The 15242-nt window shown below is 47.6% G+C and carries 13 protein-coding genes and 1 tRNA gene; 7 read left to right on the top strand and 7 right to left on the bottom strand.

The annotated features are described in order from the left end of the window. Positions 1-340: 340 nt before the first annotated feature. The 7 genes from Q0174_RS00210 to Q0174_RS00240 are packed head-to-tail and all read right to left on the bottom strand — an operon-like array spanning position 341 to position 6334. Entirely contained in the window at positions 341-2164 is a 1824-nt protein-coding gene (locus Q0174_RS00210; RefSeq protein WP_298040801.1) for a sulfatase-like hydrolase/transferase, read from the bottom strand. A gap of 22 nt (positions 2165-2186) precedes the next feature. Beyond that, entirely contained in the window at positions 2187-2963 is a 777-nt protein-coding gene (locus Q0174_RS00215; protein WP_298040803.1) for an undecaprenyl-diphosphate phosphatase, read from the bottom strand. Continuing rightward, a complete protein-coding gene (gene thiE, locus Q0174_RS00220; RefSeq protein WP_298040805.1) occupies positions 2950-3564 on the bottom strand; it encodes a thiamine phosphate synthase in 615 nt (204 codons plus the stop codon). The genes Q0174_RS00215 and thiE overlap by 14 nt, the downstream gene beginning before the upstream one ends. After that, positions 3561-4094 carry a hypothetical protein gene (locus Q0174_RS00225; RefSeq protein ID WP_298040807.1) on the bottom strand — a complete coding sequence of 178 codons (534 nt, stop codon included), beginning with the start codon at positions 4092-4094 and terminating at the stop codon, positions 3561-3563. The genes thiE and Q0174_RS00225 overlap by 4 nt, the downstream gene beginning before the upstream one ends. Positions 4095-4153: 59 nt before the next feature. Continuing rightward, positions 4154-4894, bottom strand: coding sequence for a basic amino acid ABC transporter substrate-binding protein (locus Q0174_RS00230; RefSeq protein WP_298040809.1), 741 nt, complete (start codon positions 4892-4894; stop codon positions 4154-4156). Between the two features lie 11 nt (positions 4895-4905). Further along, positions 4906-5634: an amino acid ABC transporter ATP-binding protein gene (locus Q0174_RS00235; RefSeq protein ID WP_298040812.1), complete on the bottom strand. Its 729-nt coding sequence runs from the start codon at positions 5632-5634 to the stop codon at positions 4906-4908. Beyond that, a complete protein-coding gene (locus Q0174_RS00240) occupies positions 5627-6334 on the bottom strand; it encodes an amino acid ABC transporter permease (protein ID WP_298040814.1) in 708 nt (235 codons plus the stop codon). Before Q0174_RS00240 ends, Q0174_RS00235 begins: the two co-directional genes overlap by 8 nt. Positions 6335-6460: 126 nt before the next feature. Between Q0174_RS00240 and putP the strand changes: the two genes are divergently transcribed. From putP to dnaE, 7 genes are all read left to right on the top strand, one after another. After that, positions 6461-7969, top strand: coding sequence for a sodium/proline symporter PutP (gene putP, locus Q0174_RS00245; RefSeq protein WP_298040816.1), 1509 nt, complete (start codon positions 6461-6463; stop codon positions 7967-7969). Next, positions 7962-9305, top strand: a complete 1344-nt coding sequence (locus Q0174_RS00250; RefSeq protein WP_298040818.1) for a DUF2130 domain-containing protein — start codon at positions 7962-7964, stop codon at positions 9303-9305. The genes putP and Q0174_RS00250 overlap by 8 nt, the downstream gene beginning before the upstream one ends. An 826-nt stretch (positions 9306-10131) precedes the next feature. Further along, positions 10132-10578 carry a YccF domain-containing protein gene (locus Q0174_RS00255; RefSeq protein ID WP_291940013.1) on the top strand — a complete coding sequence of 149 codons (447 nt, stop codon included), beginning with the start codon at positions 10132-10134 and terminating at the stop codon, positions 10576-10578. Positions 10579-10710: 132 nt separating this feature from the next. Continuing rightward, positions 10711-10787: transfer RNA gene (locus Q0174_RS00260), tRNA-Ile, on the top strand. A gap of 250 nt (positions 10788-11037) precedes the next feature. After that, positions 11038-12348 carry a dicarboxylate/amino acid:cation symporter gene (locus tag Q0174_RS00265; RefSeq protein ID WP_298040820.1) on the top strand — a complete coding sequence of 437 codons (1311 nt, stop codon included), beginning with the start codon at positions 11038-11040 and terminating at the stop codon, positions 12346-12348. Positions 12349-12376: 28 nt separating this feature from the next. Next, a complete protein-coding gene (locus tag Q0174_RS00270; RefSeq protein ID WP_295151179.1) occupies positions 12377-13057 on the top strand; it encodes an amino acid racemase in 681 nt (226 codons plus the stop codon). A gap of 321 nt (positions 13058-13378) precedes the next feature. Next, the coding region (dnaE, locus tag Q0174_RS00275; protein ID WP_298040822.1) for a DNA polymerase III subunit alpha at positions 13379-15242 on the top strand (1864 nt) is incomplete at its 3' end.

The raw sequence follows: 15242 nt of genomic DNA on the forward strand, positions 1-15242 counted from the left end.
CCGTGCCGCGCGGATGAATTTTAATGCTGTCAAATTTTAAAATTCTGAAATTTCAAAATTTCGCTATTTGAACGAGCTTCGTAAATTTTGTATTTCGTGAATGCATGGAAAATTCTGCGCCGTGGAATTTTAGCCGCAAAATTTTGAAATTTTACAAAACCGAATTTTACTCGGCAGACTTCCGCGGCGAGAAATTTTACCGCAGAGCTCGTGGCGGCGTAAATTGACGCGACCGCGCCCGTGCGAAAGCCAAATTAGAGCGCAAGCCGCTTGTAAATAAGAGCGCAAATTTTAAGAAGCGAAATTCTGCGCTGCTAAAAGGCGCAAAATTTCACCGAATTTACTCGCCGAATTCCTTTTGCAGCCTATAAACCTTATCGTAATCGACCCCCTCGATGATGCGCGGACGCGAGGCGTTGAAATCCGCGTTTATCACCGAGCGAGCGGGATCATACTCGGGCAGGTCGGTCATCTCTAAAATTTCCGCAATCGCGTGGATGAGATCGTCGTTTAAAAACGGCCTGTCTTTGGCTGCCGCGATGCGCGCCCAAAGATCAGCGTTTTGCTCTTTGAACTTATCCGACGCCATGAAAATCAGCGGGATTTCGAGCGTGAAGCGGTTGATGCCGCCATGGATCAGCTTGCCGCGGTATTGATAGAGGCTCTGGGCGTGGTCGCTGAAATAGACTATCAGCGTGTTGTCGCTCGCGAAAATTTTATAAATTTCGCTTACTATAAAATCGTTGTAAGCCACGGTGTTTAGGTAGTGCGCGAGCTCTTTTTTCTGCCCCTCATCAAGCGGCTCGCGCGAAATATCCGCGGCGCTAAATTTAGCAAAACTCTTTGGATAGCGAAACTCGTAGCTCGGGTGGGAGCCCATCAGATGAAGGATGAAAAATTTATCCTTTTTCTGTGCGTCGTTTACCCCTACGATGGGGCTTTCGTCCTTGCGTGCAAGAGGTGATCTTTTCGCGCCCGATTTGAAATTTTTTATGCTAGGAAGCACAACTTCGTCGAGCGAGTAGGCGTATTTGTAAACCGGGATTTGATTCGTAAAGTCCGAGTGATCCGTCATCTGCGCGCTCGCGCCGCTTGCGACCGCCCACTGTCCGTAGCGCTCCTGGTTGCTGATCCAAAAGGTCTCGTAGTTTGCCAGCCGTGCGAGATTTACGATGTCGAGGTTGGCGCTCCACGGACGCTGCTTTTCGCTCTCGTAATTTCCAAAATTTAGCACGTATTTTAACACGTCGTTGGTCTTAGCGCCCGGCGAGACGACGTCGCTAAAAGCGATTAAATTTCCGCTTTGCTCAAGCGCTTGCAGATTCGGTGTGGTGGGCAGATAGTAGCCGTATAGGCTCATAAAATTTCGCTGCAGGCTCTCTCCGATAATGAAAACGACGTTTGAGATGTGGTTTGGCGCTGTTTTATGCGAATGTGAGGCGTAAATGCTTTGGTATCCGGCTTGCAGCTCGCGCACGCTTTTAAAATCGGCGCCGAAATAATCCTTCGTAACGAAAGCAAAGTTATAAACCGGAATTTTATTCAGTGCGATTATGATGCTGGCGCGCATTTTCGAGCTTTTGGCTACGTAGCTTTTAAACGCCGCATGCGCAATAAAAACAAGCAAGCTAAGCAAAAAGGCTAGCTTTATCGCGCGACATAGCTTCATTCGCGCTCGCTGGCTCACTCTAAGCCTAAGAGCGGCGATGACGAAAATTAAAAGCGCCAAAAAAGCCGCGATAAGCTTAAAATTTAAAAACGCATGCGCGAACTCGAAGGCTTCCTTGGGCGTAGTTTGCACTAGCGCGTCCAGCGTGCCGTGCGAGTAGGTAAGCTCCAGGCTGAAGATCAAAAAAATCTGAGCGATCGCGAAGATTGCGTTTATCGCCAGAAGCGCAAAGGCGAGAATTTTATATAGCCTGGCGCTGTAAAAGCTAAGCGCGTAAAGCGCGAAAAAAAGTATTGTCACGCCGCAGATCGCAGACGCCACGAAAAACAGTGCCTGCGCAGAGAGCAGCTCGCCGCCGCGTGCGATAAGAAGCAACCCGAGCGCTAAATTTAATACCAAAACTAGCGTGTATGCGTTTAGCACCGCGCCGCCGAATACCGATAGGAGGCTAAATCTGTCTTTTAAAAATGCGCCGATATTTTTTACGAGGCTCATGAAATTCCTTTGATGATTGCGTTTAAAGAACGAAGATGAAAAAGACGATGCCGATTAGAATTCTATAAATTCCAAACGGGATGAAATCAAACTTCGAAACGAAGCTTAGAAATAGCTTGATCGCCGCAAGCGCCACGACGAACGCTACTGCGCCGCCTATGAGAAAGGTCGTGATATTGTCAGAGTTTTGCGCGAAGGTGTCTAAATTTTTATAGGTGTCGTAAAAAGTCGCCGCAAACATCGTAGGGATCGCGAGTAGGAAGCTAAAGCGCGCGGCTAGGTTTCTGCTTAGCCCGCACAAAAGCCCTGCGATGATGGTAGCGCCGCTGCGCGAAGTGCCCGGCACCATCGCAAAACATTGCGAAAGCCCGATGATGAAGGCCTGAACGTATGAAATTTGATCCAGATGCTCCAGCTCGTCCTCTCTCGGGCGCGCCTTGCGAAAGAGCTCGACTGCGATAAAAATAATGCCCCAACCGATCAGCGCGTAGGCGACGGTCTGCGGCGCGAATAGCGATTTGATGCTTTTATAGAGCAAAAAGCCAATCGCTGCAGTGGGGATGAAGCCCACGATGAGCTTGCACCAGAGCTTAAAATCAACCAAAAGCCGCTTATAAAACATCGCAACGACCGCTAGGATCGAGCCTAGCTGTATAACGACCTCGAAGCATTTAAGCGTGTCGGTTTGCTGCAGACCCATCAGTTTCGCAGCTAGGATCATGTGCCCGGTCGAGCTTACGGGCAGAAACTCCGTCAGCCCCTCGACGATGCCTAAAATCACGGCGTCAAATATATTCATCCATTTTTTCCTTTAAATTTGCTAAATTCTGCGTGATCGAAGCGGGTTTGTAGATCGCCTCTACCATCGCGATATAATCGGGCTTGAGGGCTAAAATTTCATCTAAATTTTCTAAGTTTATTCCGCCGATTACGGCGATTGGGAGGTTTAAAGATTTTCGCGCCTCTTGCACGAGCGCATCGGGGCAAAGCGGCGCATCAGGCTTTGTCTTGCCGCGCCTGAGCGAGCCGAAGGCTACGTAGCTAGCGCCCTGCGCCTCGGCCTTTTGCGCGCGAGCAAGACCAGCGTAGCAGCTAACGCCGATGATCTTATCCGCGCCTAAAAACTCGCGCACCTGCGCTGTCTCGCCGTCGCCTTCTCCGATATGCACGCCGTGCGCGCCTAGCTTTTTGGCGAGCGCCACATCGTCGTTGATAATGAGTTTGGCGCCGTAATCCTCGCAAAGACCGATGAGAGAGCGGATTAAAGCTTCATCCCGCGCGGCGAGCTTGCTGCGGTACTGTACGAGCTTTACGCCGCAGCGCAAAATTTCATCTATTTGCGAAAAGATAGTTTGCGGCGGCGTTAAGGCATCGTCGCTAAGCGCATAAATTTCGCTCATCTATCTTTTTTCGGCATCGGCACGCCGTTTAGAATACAGTTGGTGATATCGTAAAATTTTGCGCTATACATTCCGCGCTTAGCCTCTTTGGCTTCCTCGGCGGCTTTTAAAAGAAGTTCGCTATCGTCGGTTGTCGGCACGGCAAATCCCGCCGCCACTAGGTCCAATCGCAGATTGCTTTTAGGATCGCTTGCGTCGCAGACATAGGCGTCATTGCCGCGATCGATTAAATTTACGTAGTAGCGCTTGCCGGGTTTTATCACAGACTCGAGAGCTTTTTTATATTCTTTGTCGAATTTCCTTAGCTCCTTAGCATCCGTTATGCACCTAGAAGCACCCGCGGCGATTATATTTAAATTTTTTAAGTCGCAGGGGAAGAAACGATCTTTTTGAGCCTTTCTGAAGGTAAAAACTAAGCTTCTGCCGTCATTGCCAAGACCTGCAAACGCAGCGATGCCGTATCTGTCTTTTTGCTCCGCAAAGCTCTGCGTGCAGAGCAAAATCGCAAGTGTCAAAAATATCTTTTTCATAGGATTCCTCTTAGGCGGCGCAAATTCTATGAGAGGAATTTGCGCCTAAATTTTGCGGATTATTTTAAATTATACTTTTCCAAAAGCTTTTCGTAGCTGCCGTCCTTTTTCATCTCCTCAAGCGCTGCGTTAAACTTAGCTAGCAGCTCGGGATACTTGCCCTTATCAAATGCGATCGAAAAGCCCTCACTGCCATCGGATTCTTTAAAAAATGCGGTTAGATCGTCGTTTTTCTTAAGATATTCGTAGCCTACGGACGAATCCACGCAAAGCGCATCGATCTTTTTGTTTTTCAGCGACATGACGGCTACAAAAACATTTTCCGTAGCGCTAACCTCGGCGCCTTTGATATCTCTGATCGCAAGCTCTTGGATGGTGCCTAGCTGCGCGGCAAGGCGCTTGCCCTGTAGATCCGCCTTGGAATTTAACGAGCTATCGTCCTTGCGCTTGATGTATAAATTCTCGACTTTATAGTAAGGAGCCGTGAAATCGATAGCCTTTTTACGAGCCGGCGTCGCGCTCATACCCGAGGCGATCATATCGATCTTGCCGCTTTTAATCGCAGGGATCAGCCCGTCAAAGCTCATATTTAAAATTTCATATTTAACCCCCGCGCGCTTGGCAAGCTCGGCTACCAGATCCATATCAAAGCCGGTAACCTTCGAGTTTTCATCCACGAACTCAAACGGCGGATACTCGGCGTTTGTACCTACGATGAGCGTATCTTTGGTGATGTCTTTAGCGACTAGCGAACCGCAAAGCAAAGCGCTCGCAACTAAAAATCTCATAAATTTTTTCATTTCCCTCTCCTTTAGTGGTTTAAAATTTTATTTAAAAATTCTTTCAATCTCGGATTTTGCGGATTTTCAAATACGTTTTTAGGCGTATCATCCACAGCGATCTTGCCGCCCTCCATAAAAAAAATCCTATTTGCGACATTGCGTGCAAAGCCCATCTCATGCGTTACCACAAGCATCGTAATGCCCTCTTTGGCGACCTCTTTCATTATGCTTAAGACCTCGCCGATCATCTCTGGATCTAATGCCGAGGTGGGCTCGTCGAATAAAATCACGTCCGGATTTACCGCCAAACTTCTAGCGATTGCGATGCGTTGCTTTTGTCCGCCGCTAAGCTTGTGCGGATAAGTATAGGCCTTATCACTAAGACCGACTTTTTGCAGCAGCTCCTCTGCTTTTGCGTAGGCTTGTTCTTTAGTATAGATACCCGCTTTTATGGGCGCTAGAGTTAAATTTTCCAGCACGTTTTTATTTGCAAAGAGGTTGAAATGCTGAAACACCATACTAACTTTGCGGCGAATTTTATTAATATCGGTGTGCTTATCGGTAATATCCTCGCCGTCTATTTTAATAGTGCCGCCGCTTGGAATTTCAAGCAAATTTAAGCAGCGCAAAAAGGTTGATTTACCGCCGCCGCTTGGACCGATGATAGCTACGATATCGCCTTTATTTATGCTCTTTGAAATTCCTTTTAGTACCGATAAATTGCCGTAGGATTTGGTTAAATTTGATATTTCAATCATTGCGGTTTAACCTACTTTCTAGCATTTTTACTAAAAACGAGAAAAATTTCACGCTTGCATAGTAAAGTACTGCGGCAAAAAGTATCGGCTGAACGGTATAAAGCGCAGCCTGCATGCTTTTTGAAAAAAACGTAAGATCGGTGATTGCTACGAGGCCCACGACCGAGGTCTCTTTAAATAGGCTAATAAACTCATTCGCAAGCGCAGGCAAGATGTTTTTTATCGCCTGCGGAAAGACGATCTCTTTCATCGCCGTGCCGTATCCCAGACCCATCGCACGCGCTGCTTCCATCTGGCCGCGATCGACGCTGTTTATGCCGCTGCGCACTATCTCTGCGACGTAGGCGGAGCTGTTAAGCCCCAGCGCGAAGATCGCCGAGAGGATGTTGTTCGACCAGGTAGCGAATATTATAAATACGAATACCATTAGCTGGATTACGATCGGCGTGCCGCGGATGATGTCTACGTACTCGTCAATGATGAGTCTTATCGGCTTGATGTCTAAAAATCTCAAAAACGCCAAAATAAAACCCAAAACTATACCGATGGCGATACCGCCGGAGGTTAAGATGAGCGTGATGCCGTAGCTTGTGAGATATGAAATTTTTTGCGCCTGAGTTAGTTCGACAGGGTAGGTGAAATAGAGCCCTGCACAAACTACTACCAAAAAAAACGCGATTTTAAAAATTTTCTCGTTCAACACAGACGCCTTTTGGTTAAATTTAAAAGCGAAGAATACTAAAATTTCGTTAAAATCTGGCTAAATTTCAAAAGCGAAATTTTATTTGAAGTAGGGTAGAATTAGCCTTTTTAAAAGGATGACAGGATGAGCTTTTGGACCTATTGCGCAATCGCGATATATTTCGGCGCGCTTATTTTTATAGGTAGGTATTATTATGACAAGAATGCGAGCTTAAGCGAGTATCTGCTCGACAATCGCCGCCTAGGGCCATTCGTAACGGCGCTTAGCGCGGGCGCTAGCGATATGAGCGGCTGGATGCTTTTGGGAGTGCCGGGCGCGATGTTTGCGACGGGGATTTGCAATATCTGGATAGCCCTAGGACTTTGCGTGGGCGCGTGGTGCAATTATAAATTTCTTGCCAAAAGGCTTAGAATTTACACCGAGGTAGCAAGCGACAGCGTCACGATCCCGGATTTTTTAGAAAACCGCTTCAAAGACCATACCAAGACGCTTCGCATCATCTCCGGGTTTTTGATCATCATATTTTTTACGCTCTATGTTAGCAGCGGCATCATCGCAGGCGGCAAGACCTTTGAGAGCTTTTTCGGGCTAAATTTCACCTACGGCGCGGTCGCTACGATCTTAATCGTCGTGTTTTATACCTTTTTCGGCGGATTTAAAGCTGTCGCGATCACCGACGCATTTCAGGGTGCGCTGATGTTTGCGGTGCTTATTTTGATCCCTCTGTTTTCTTATCGCGCGCTGCAGATCCCTGCGGACAGCTCCTTTTTAGCGCAGGTGCGGCTATACGGCGCGAGCCACCTCGATCTATTTTACAATCAAAGTTTCTTGGGCGTTTTGGGCCTGCTTGCTTGGGGGCTCGGATACTTCGGGCAGCCGCACATCATCGTGCGCTTTATGGCGATTAGAAGCTCGCGCGAGCTTGATAGTGCGCGCCGCATCGGAATTTCGTGGATGGTGCTAGGGCTAGTAGGCGCGATGCTTAGCGGTCTGATCGGCTTTGTGTATTTTTCGCAAAAAGGTCTTAGCATAGACGATCCCGAAAAAATTTTCCTAGAGCTCGGTAAAATTTTCTTTCATCCATTCATCCTAGGCGTTATAATCTCTGCGGTGCTGGCGGCGATTATGAGCACTATCTCAAGCCAGCTTTTGGTAAGCGCGAGCGCGGTTACGAAGGATTTTATCTTCGCGTTTTATAAAAAAGAGGTGAGCGAGCGCACGCAGACGCTAAGCAGCCGTATCGCCGTAGTGATCATCGCCGCGCTCGCCGCGATCTTGGCGTTTGGCTCAAACGATACGGTGCTAAACGTCGTCGGAAACGCTTGGGCGGGATTTGGCGCGAGCTTTGGAGCGGTGCTGCTTTTCAGCCTGTATTCTAAAAAGATGAGCGCTCTCTCGGCTTTGGTGGGTATGCTCGTAGGCGGTATCACGGTAATTTGCTGGATCTTATCGGGGCTTTCGGCGGTCGTTTATGAGCTACTGCCGGGCTTTTGCTTTTCGGCGCTTGCGATACTGCTCGTAAATCGCTACAACTCCGTGCTCGATAAGATGGCGGATGAGCCCAATGCGGCACAAATTTCGCAGGAATTTGAAAAGATGAAAGAGCAGAGTTTGGGAAGTAAAAATGGCTAACGTAAAGTGCCCGCACTGCGGCTCGCAGGTCGATATAGACGAGGCGCTGCAGCGCGATATCAAAGCTAAATTTGAAGATGAAATTTTGCAGCAGAAGCGAAAGTGGCAGCAGCAGCAAAACGAAGCCACGCTTAAATTTGAAGCCGAGATCGCCGCTAAGCGCGAGGAGTACGCGAAGCATCTGGCGCAGCTGCAAGCGAAGGAAAACGCCTTCGAGCAGCGCGTAAAAGCGGCGACCGATTCTGCGCTAAACAGCGAGCGGGAGAAAATTTTAGCGCTTGCAAAATCTCAGATCGAGAGCGAAAACGCGGCGAAATTTGAAATTTTACAAAAGGAGCTGCAAGAAAAATCGCAAAGAATTTCTGAGCTAAATTTAATCGAGGCGGAAATGGAGGCGCAAAAGCGTAAATTTAGCGAGCTTGAAGCCGAGAATAAAGCCAAATCCGAGATCGAGCTAACCAACCGCGTAAACCAAGAACGCGAGCGGCTTTCGAAACAAATTTCGCAGGAAAACGAGCTGAAATTCCGTCAAAAAGATGAGCAGATCCAAAGCCTAATCGGCCAAATAAACGAGCTTAAGCGCCGCTCGGAGGTGGGCTCGCAGCAGCTTCAGGGCGAGGTGCAGGAACTCGCGCTGCAGGAGTATCTGCGGCTAAACTTTCCTTTGGACGAGATAGATGAGGTCAAAAAGGGCGCGCGCGGCGCAGACTGCGTGCAGATGGTGCATACGAGGGAGTTTGCGGGCTGCGGTAAAATTTTATACGAGAGCAAGCGCACGAAAAGCTTCGAGCCCAAATGGATCGACAAACTCAAAGACGATATGATAGGCGAGGGCGCGCAGATCGGCGTTATCGTAACCGAGCAGATGCCGCCTCACAGCCCTAGGCTGCATCAAGCGCCGAGCGATGCTAGCATCTGGATCTGTTCGTTTGAGGAATTTAAGGGGCTTTGCGCCGTTTTGCGCGAACACGTCGTGGCGCTTGCGTTTGCTAAAAGATCGGGGCAAAATCAAGATAGCAAAACGGCGATGCTCTACGACTATCTAACCTCGCCCGAGTTTGCCAACCAGATAAAGACGATCGTTTCGGCATTCGTCGGCATGCAGGAGAGCCTAAATAAGGAGCGCAACGCGATGGAGCGCATCTGGAAACAGCGCGAAAAACAGATCGCGCGTGCGCGAGACGGCGCGATCGCGATGCACGCAAGTATCAGAAGCATCGCAGGAAGCGGCGTAGCGCAGCTGGAGGACGTCGATGAAATTTTAAGTCTCGAGGCGATCGCGGCGGAGGGTGAGGCGGGCGCACTTCAAAACCAAGACGGCGACGAGACGCTATAGCGGCGTGTGGACGGATCGCCGTCTGAACGAAAACGCGAGGCGAGCTTGCGTCGTGAGGCTGAAATTTCGTAAAGTAAAGCGATATTTGTCCACGGACAAGCGGTGCTAGAATTTCAAGAAGTAATTGCCGTCTGCCTTTGGGTTTGCGAGGTTGGAATTTTGCTTGCGAATTTTATCTTGGCAGAAATATGCCGCACTGTGTAGAGTGGAAATTTCACATGTAAAATTTTAAATTCATAATTTAAGGAAGCGCTTCACGTCGCAAAAATTTGATTTGGAATTTCTGTTTTGTGTCCTTATCGGGAAGATTTTGCGCTAAAAGCCATAGCAAAATTTTAAGAATTCGCTTCGCCGTACCGTAAAAATTTTAAAATTTTGATCTGTAAATTTCATAAAAATTTATGAAATTTTTTAAATTTCTGCGCCGGAATTTTAGAATTTCTAATATTTTTTAAAATAAATTTAAATTTCTTAAATACCCTTGCCGCAGTCATTTGCGTACTAAAATTTTATCGATAAAAAGCGTTCGTTACCAATCGTTACCCCCCCCCCCTATCATTCCGCAGTTGTTTTGCGTACGGTGGTTTGCATGCATAAGGCTCGTTTTGCACGCCATAGCCGCAGGCGTGGGCGCGTCGCACTAAAGGGGGTGCGCCTTAGTATCTCTTAGCGTTTCGGCACGTTTTAGCGTTTTGCTGCGCCATAGCGCTTCGGCGCGCCTTTTCGCGCGAGCTGCGAAAACACCCATAAAACGAATGAGAGGCTGTGCTAGCCGCTCGAGGCAGGCGGTTTGCTTGATTTACATAAATTTATAAAGAGGTAAGATATGCGTATTCTAGGCAACATTATTTGGTTTTTTCTAGGTGGTTGGATTTTAGCTATCTTAGCTTACCTATCGGGTTTGATCCTTACCATTTTAGTCGTGACCGCTCCCGTGGGGTTAGGTCTTATGGAATACGGCAAATTCCTGTTTTTGCCCTTCAGTTACTATATGGTGCGTAAAAAGAATAATCCATCCGGCGGAGCTCTGCGTAAGAGCTATCATGCTTACGCGACTATCGTTAAGGTCGTTTATATCCTGCTTTTCGGTATTTGGCTATATATCGTAGGACTTGTTGCTGTTATTGTCCAGTTCGTCACTATCATCGGAATTCCAGGCGCTATCGTGCTTGCTAAATCTTTACATACAATCTTTAATCCCGTGGATAAGATCTGCATCCGTCGCAATAAGGAACCAGACGTAGAATTACCATGGAAAAATTTATATGGGTAAGCGTTTTATAACAAGGCACCGAAGCTTAGTCGCGATTTGGGCGGATCTAGGAGCCATAAAATTACACGGTTAGAATTTTAACGCCGTTTTAAGATTATTTTTGTAAAATCACATTTCTTTTTTACCGCTGGCGGGCTCATAGCTCAGTTGGTTAGAGCATCCGGCTCATAACCGGATGGTCCTAGGTTCAAGTCCTAGTGAGCCCACCACCACAAAATTTTTTGCTTTTCACTACATCAAAATCCGCAAAATTCTATAAATTTCATGCGTCGTTTTTCCTTTGAAATTCCGCTTCATAACTTCAAAAGACAAAGCTTGCCGCATAATTTCAGCTTTAAAATTTGGTTAAGCTCGTGATTGAATTTTCAAATTTAACTTTCATTTGGCGACTGATTAAATTTTATTTTATGGCAAGTTGCGGTAGAATTCCGTTAAAATTCTTAGTGCAGGGAGATGTCCATGTCAGAAAATCAAACGAAAAAAGGCGGAATTTTAGCCTTTTATTTTAACTCAAGCTTGCTTTGGCGCATCATTATCGCTTTAGTGTTGGGCTCTGCGATCGGTATGTTACTACCTAAAAATATGCCGGTGGGCGATACCACGTGGGTGGCGATTTTAACGCCTTTGGGAGATCTTTTCGTGCGGCTTTTAAAGATGATTATGGTGCCGATCATTATCTGTTCGCTCATCGTGGGCACTAGCAGTATCTCGCCCGCGCACCTGGGCAAAGTAGGCGTTAAGGCGATCATATTTTACGCTATAACGACGCTTTTTGCGATCGTCATCGGTCTAGCGTGTGCGTTTATATTTTCTCCAGGTAGCGGGCTTGATCTAAGCGATGCGTCCAAGGCCGTCGAAAAGGCAGCGAACGCGCCTAGTATGAGTAAAATTTTGCTTAATATAATTCCTACGAATCCTTTTGATTCCATAGCCAAGGGCGAAATTTTGCCGATCATCGCGTTTTGCTTATTTCTTGGCGTAGGGCTTGCGTTTTGCCGCGACAGTAATGATGCTCGTATCAAAAATTCTGCCGATACGGTTTATAATTTTTTCGACGGAATGAGCGAGATTATGTTTAAGGTCGTGCACTGGGTGATGCAATACGCACCAATCGGCGTTTTTGCGCTAATGTTTGTAGTGTTTAATAAAAGCGGTATCGAGGCTTTCAGCTCGTTATTAAACGTCACGATTACCCTATACGTGGGACTTGCGATTCAAGTATTTGCGGTTTATTGCGTTATTTGTATGCTTATCGGAGTTAGCCCGATTAAATTCCTTAAAAAAGTGCGTCCGCCGATGCTTACGGCTTTTGTTACCCGCAGCTCCAACGGCACGCTTCCGATTACGATGCAAACCGCCGAAGATATGGGAATTCCAAAGGCGATCTACGGCTTTGTTTTGCCCGTGGGTGCTACGGTGAATATGAACGGCACGACCGTGTATTTGGGCGTGTGCACGCTCTTTATCGCTAATGCTTGCGGTATCGATCTAAATAGCAGCCACTACCTCACGATCATCATCACTTCGATGCTTGCGGCGATCGGAACTGCCGGAGTTCCGGGAGCTGGTGCGCTGATGCTGCTTTTAGTGCTCGAATCTATCGGCGTCAAGGTAAGCGGTAATGTAGCGATCGCTTACGGAATGATTTTAGGCATTGATGCGATTTTGGATATGGGGCGAACCTCGATGAACGTAACGGGCGATGTTGTGGCGTCGATCTACGTCGCAAAGAGCGAAAACGAAATGGATATGAGTAAGTGGGAAAATTAGCCCAAGTAAAATTTAGAAAGGACGAGCTATGAAAAGAGTTGGAATTATCGGTGGAATGGGACCTTTAGCGAGTGCGGATCTGTATATGAAGATTATAGAAGAGACTGCTGCGGGAAGCGATCAAGAAAATATTCCGCTTGTAATCGATAGCTATCCGCAGATTGAAGATCGCACGGCGTTTATCTTAGGTAAAGGTGAAAATCCGCTTCCGCGCCTAAGCGAGAGCGCCGTTAGGCTCAAAAATGCAGGCTGCAAGGCGTTTGCGATGGCGTGCAACACGGCGCATTTTTTCGCAGACGATGTAGAAGCTGCGGCGGAAATCCCGCTAATTCATATCGCTGAGGTCACCGTAAAAGCGATCCGCAAAAATTATCCAAACGCCCATAAAATAGCTGTGCTAGCCACTATCGGTACAAAAAAAGCTAAAATTTACGACGATCCGCTTAAAGAAGCAGGGCTAATCAGCGTGGAACTTGGCGAAGAAAATCAAGCGGTTTTGATGGATTGCATCTACAAAGGAGTTAAGGCGGGCAAGACTGCCGAATACGTGGGGGCTTTTGAGAATTTGCTAGGCAAAATCGATGCTGATATTTATGTCGTTGCCTGCACTGAGCTGCCGCTATTTTTGCCGTTAATCAAAAGCGATAAAATTTTCGTCGATCCTACTAGAGAGCTTGCCAAAGCGATCGTGGAATTCTCAAGATCATAGAGCCGCAAGGCTTTGTAGGCGCGAATTTTAAACCGCAAAATTTTACGATGATCTAAGTCATAGAATTTTGCGGAATTGCGTTGGCTCAAAATTCCATCGAGGCGGAATTTTACGATAGCAAAATTTCATCACAGCATTTTAAACTTAAAATTTTGTCAAAATTTAATCCGCAAGATCCAGAATGTAAAACCTCCGAAGTAAAATTCCCTAACAAAATTTGCTCGTAAAATTTCGCGCTGAAATTTAAGCTAAAATTCCACTAAATTTGACCGTTTCTAAAGCCCGAATTTACTATAATCTCCAAATCAAAAAAGGATCAAAATGAGCGACTACACCCACCTGCACCTTCACACCGAGTATTCGCTGCTAGACGGCGCGAATAAAGTAAGCGAGCTTGCCGAGCTTTTGCAGAGCCGCGGCACCAAGGCGTGCGCGATCACCGACCACGGCAATATGTTCGGCGCGATAGACTTTTATCAGACGATGAAAAAGCACGGCATTAAACCTATCATCGGCATCGAGACCTACCTGCACAACCACGACGATATCGGCGATAAAAGCGACCGCCAGCGCTATCACTTGATACTGCTTGCCAAAAATGAAACGGGATATAAAAATCTGATGTATCTTAGCTCGCGCGCGTTTTTGGACGGCTTCTACTACTACCCGAGGATCAACAAAAAAATTTTAAAAGAGCACAGCGAAGGTCTCATCTGCTCCTCGGCGTGCCTAGCGGGCGAGGTGGAATTTCATCTAAATAGAAGCGAGCGAAATTTAAAGCGAGGCGCGGGCGGCTACGAAGCGGCGAAAAAAGCGGCGCTTGAGTATAAAGAAATTTTCGGCGAGGATTTTTATCTAGAGATCATGCGTCACGGCATCGGCGAGCAGTTAAATGTCGATAAAGACCTCATCCGCCTCTCGCGCGAAATCGGCGTCAAGATCATCGCCACCAACGACGCTCACTATGCGCGCAAGGATCGCGCCAAGGCTCACGACGTCTATCAGTGCATCTCGATGGGCAAGACGATCAACGACGGCGACCGCCTAAAACACGTCGTTTCGGAATTTTACGTAAAAAGCGATGAGGAGATGAGGCGGCTTTTTGCGGACATCCCCGAAGTGATCGAAAATACCGCCGAGATCGTGCAAAAGTGCAATCTCAAATTTGCCTTCGACGAGAAGGACTACGCGCCGACGCCGCCGAATTTTAAATTTACGATCGAATACGCCGCTAGGCTCGGGCTTTCGCTGCCGCAGCCCTCGGAGCGCTATAGCTTTGCAAATGACGATTTTTTATTCGATCATCTCTGCCGCGAGGGGCTTAAAGAGCGCCTTAAATTTATCGATCCTGCTAAGCACGAAATTTATCGCGAGCGCCTGGAAAAGGAGCTTGCCATCATCAAAAACATGCATTTTTCAGGCTATATGGTCATCGTGCAGGATTTCATCAACTGGGCGAAGGATCACGATATCCCGGTTGGTCCCGGTCGCGGCTCTGCGGCGGGCAGCATCTGCGCGTATGCGCTTCGCATTACCGACCTCGATCCGATCCCGTATAATCTGCTTTTCGAGCGATTTTTAAATCCGTCGCGTATCTCGATGCCCGACATCGACGTGGATTTTTGTCAGGCGCGCAGAGGCGAGGTGATCGACTACGTCATCGATCAGTACGGCAAATTTAACGTCGCGCAGGTGGCGACCTTCGGTAAGCTGCTCGCGCGCGGCGTCATCCGCGACGTAGCTCGCGTCTGCGACATGCCACTTTCGCAAGCCGATAAGATGGCGAAGCTGATCCCCGATAAGCTCGGCATCACGCTCAAACAGGCTTACGACGCCGAGCCGAAGCTGAAAGAATTTATCGACGCAGATCCGATCGCACAGCAGGTTTGGGAGTTTGCGCTAGGCCTTGAAGGGCTAAATCGCAACGCAGGAATGCATGCCGCGGGAGTGGTGATCTCAAACGAGCCGCTGTGGAACAAAGCGCCGCTATTTAAGCAGGATAAGGGCGAGGATGCGCGCCTGGTAACGCAATACACCAAAAACTATCTCGAGGACGTCGATCTGATAAAATTTGACTTCCTGGGTCTAAAAAACCTCGATGTGATCGATAACGCCATCAAGCTCGTCAAGCGCCGCTATAATCGCGACATAGTTTGGGAGGAGATAGACTTTAACGATCCGCAAA

The sequence above is a fragment of the uncultured Campylobacter sp. genome (assembly GCF_937996225.1).
Lineage (GTDB): Bacteria > Campylobacterota > Campylobacteria > Campylobacterales > Campylobacteraceae > Campylobacter_B.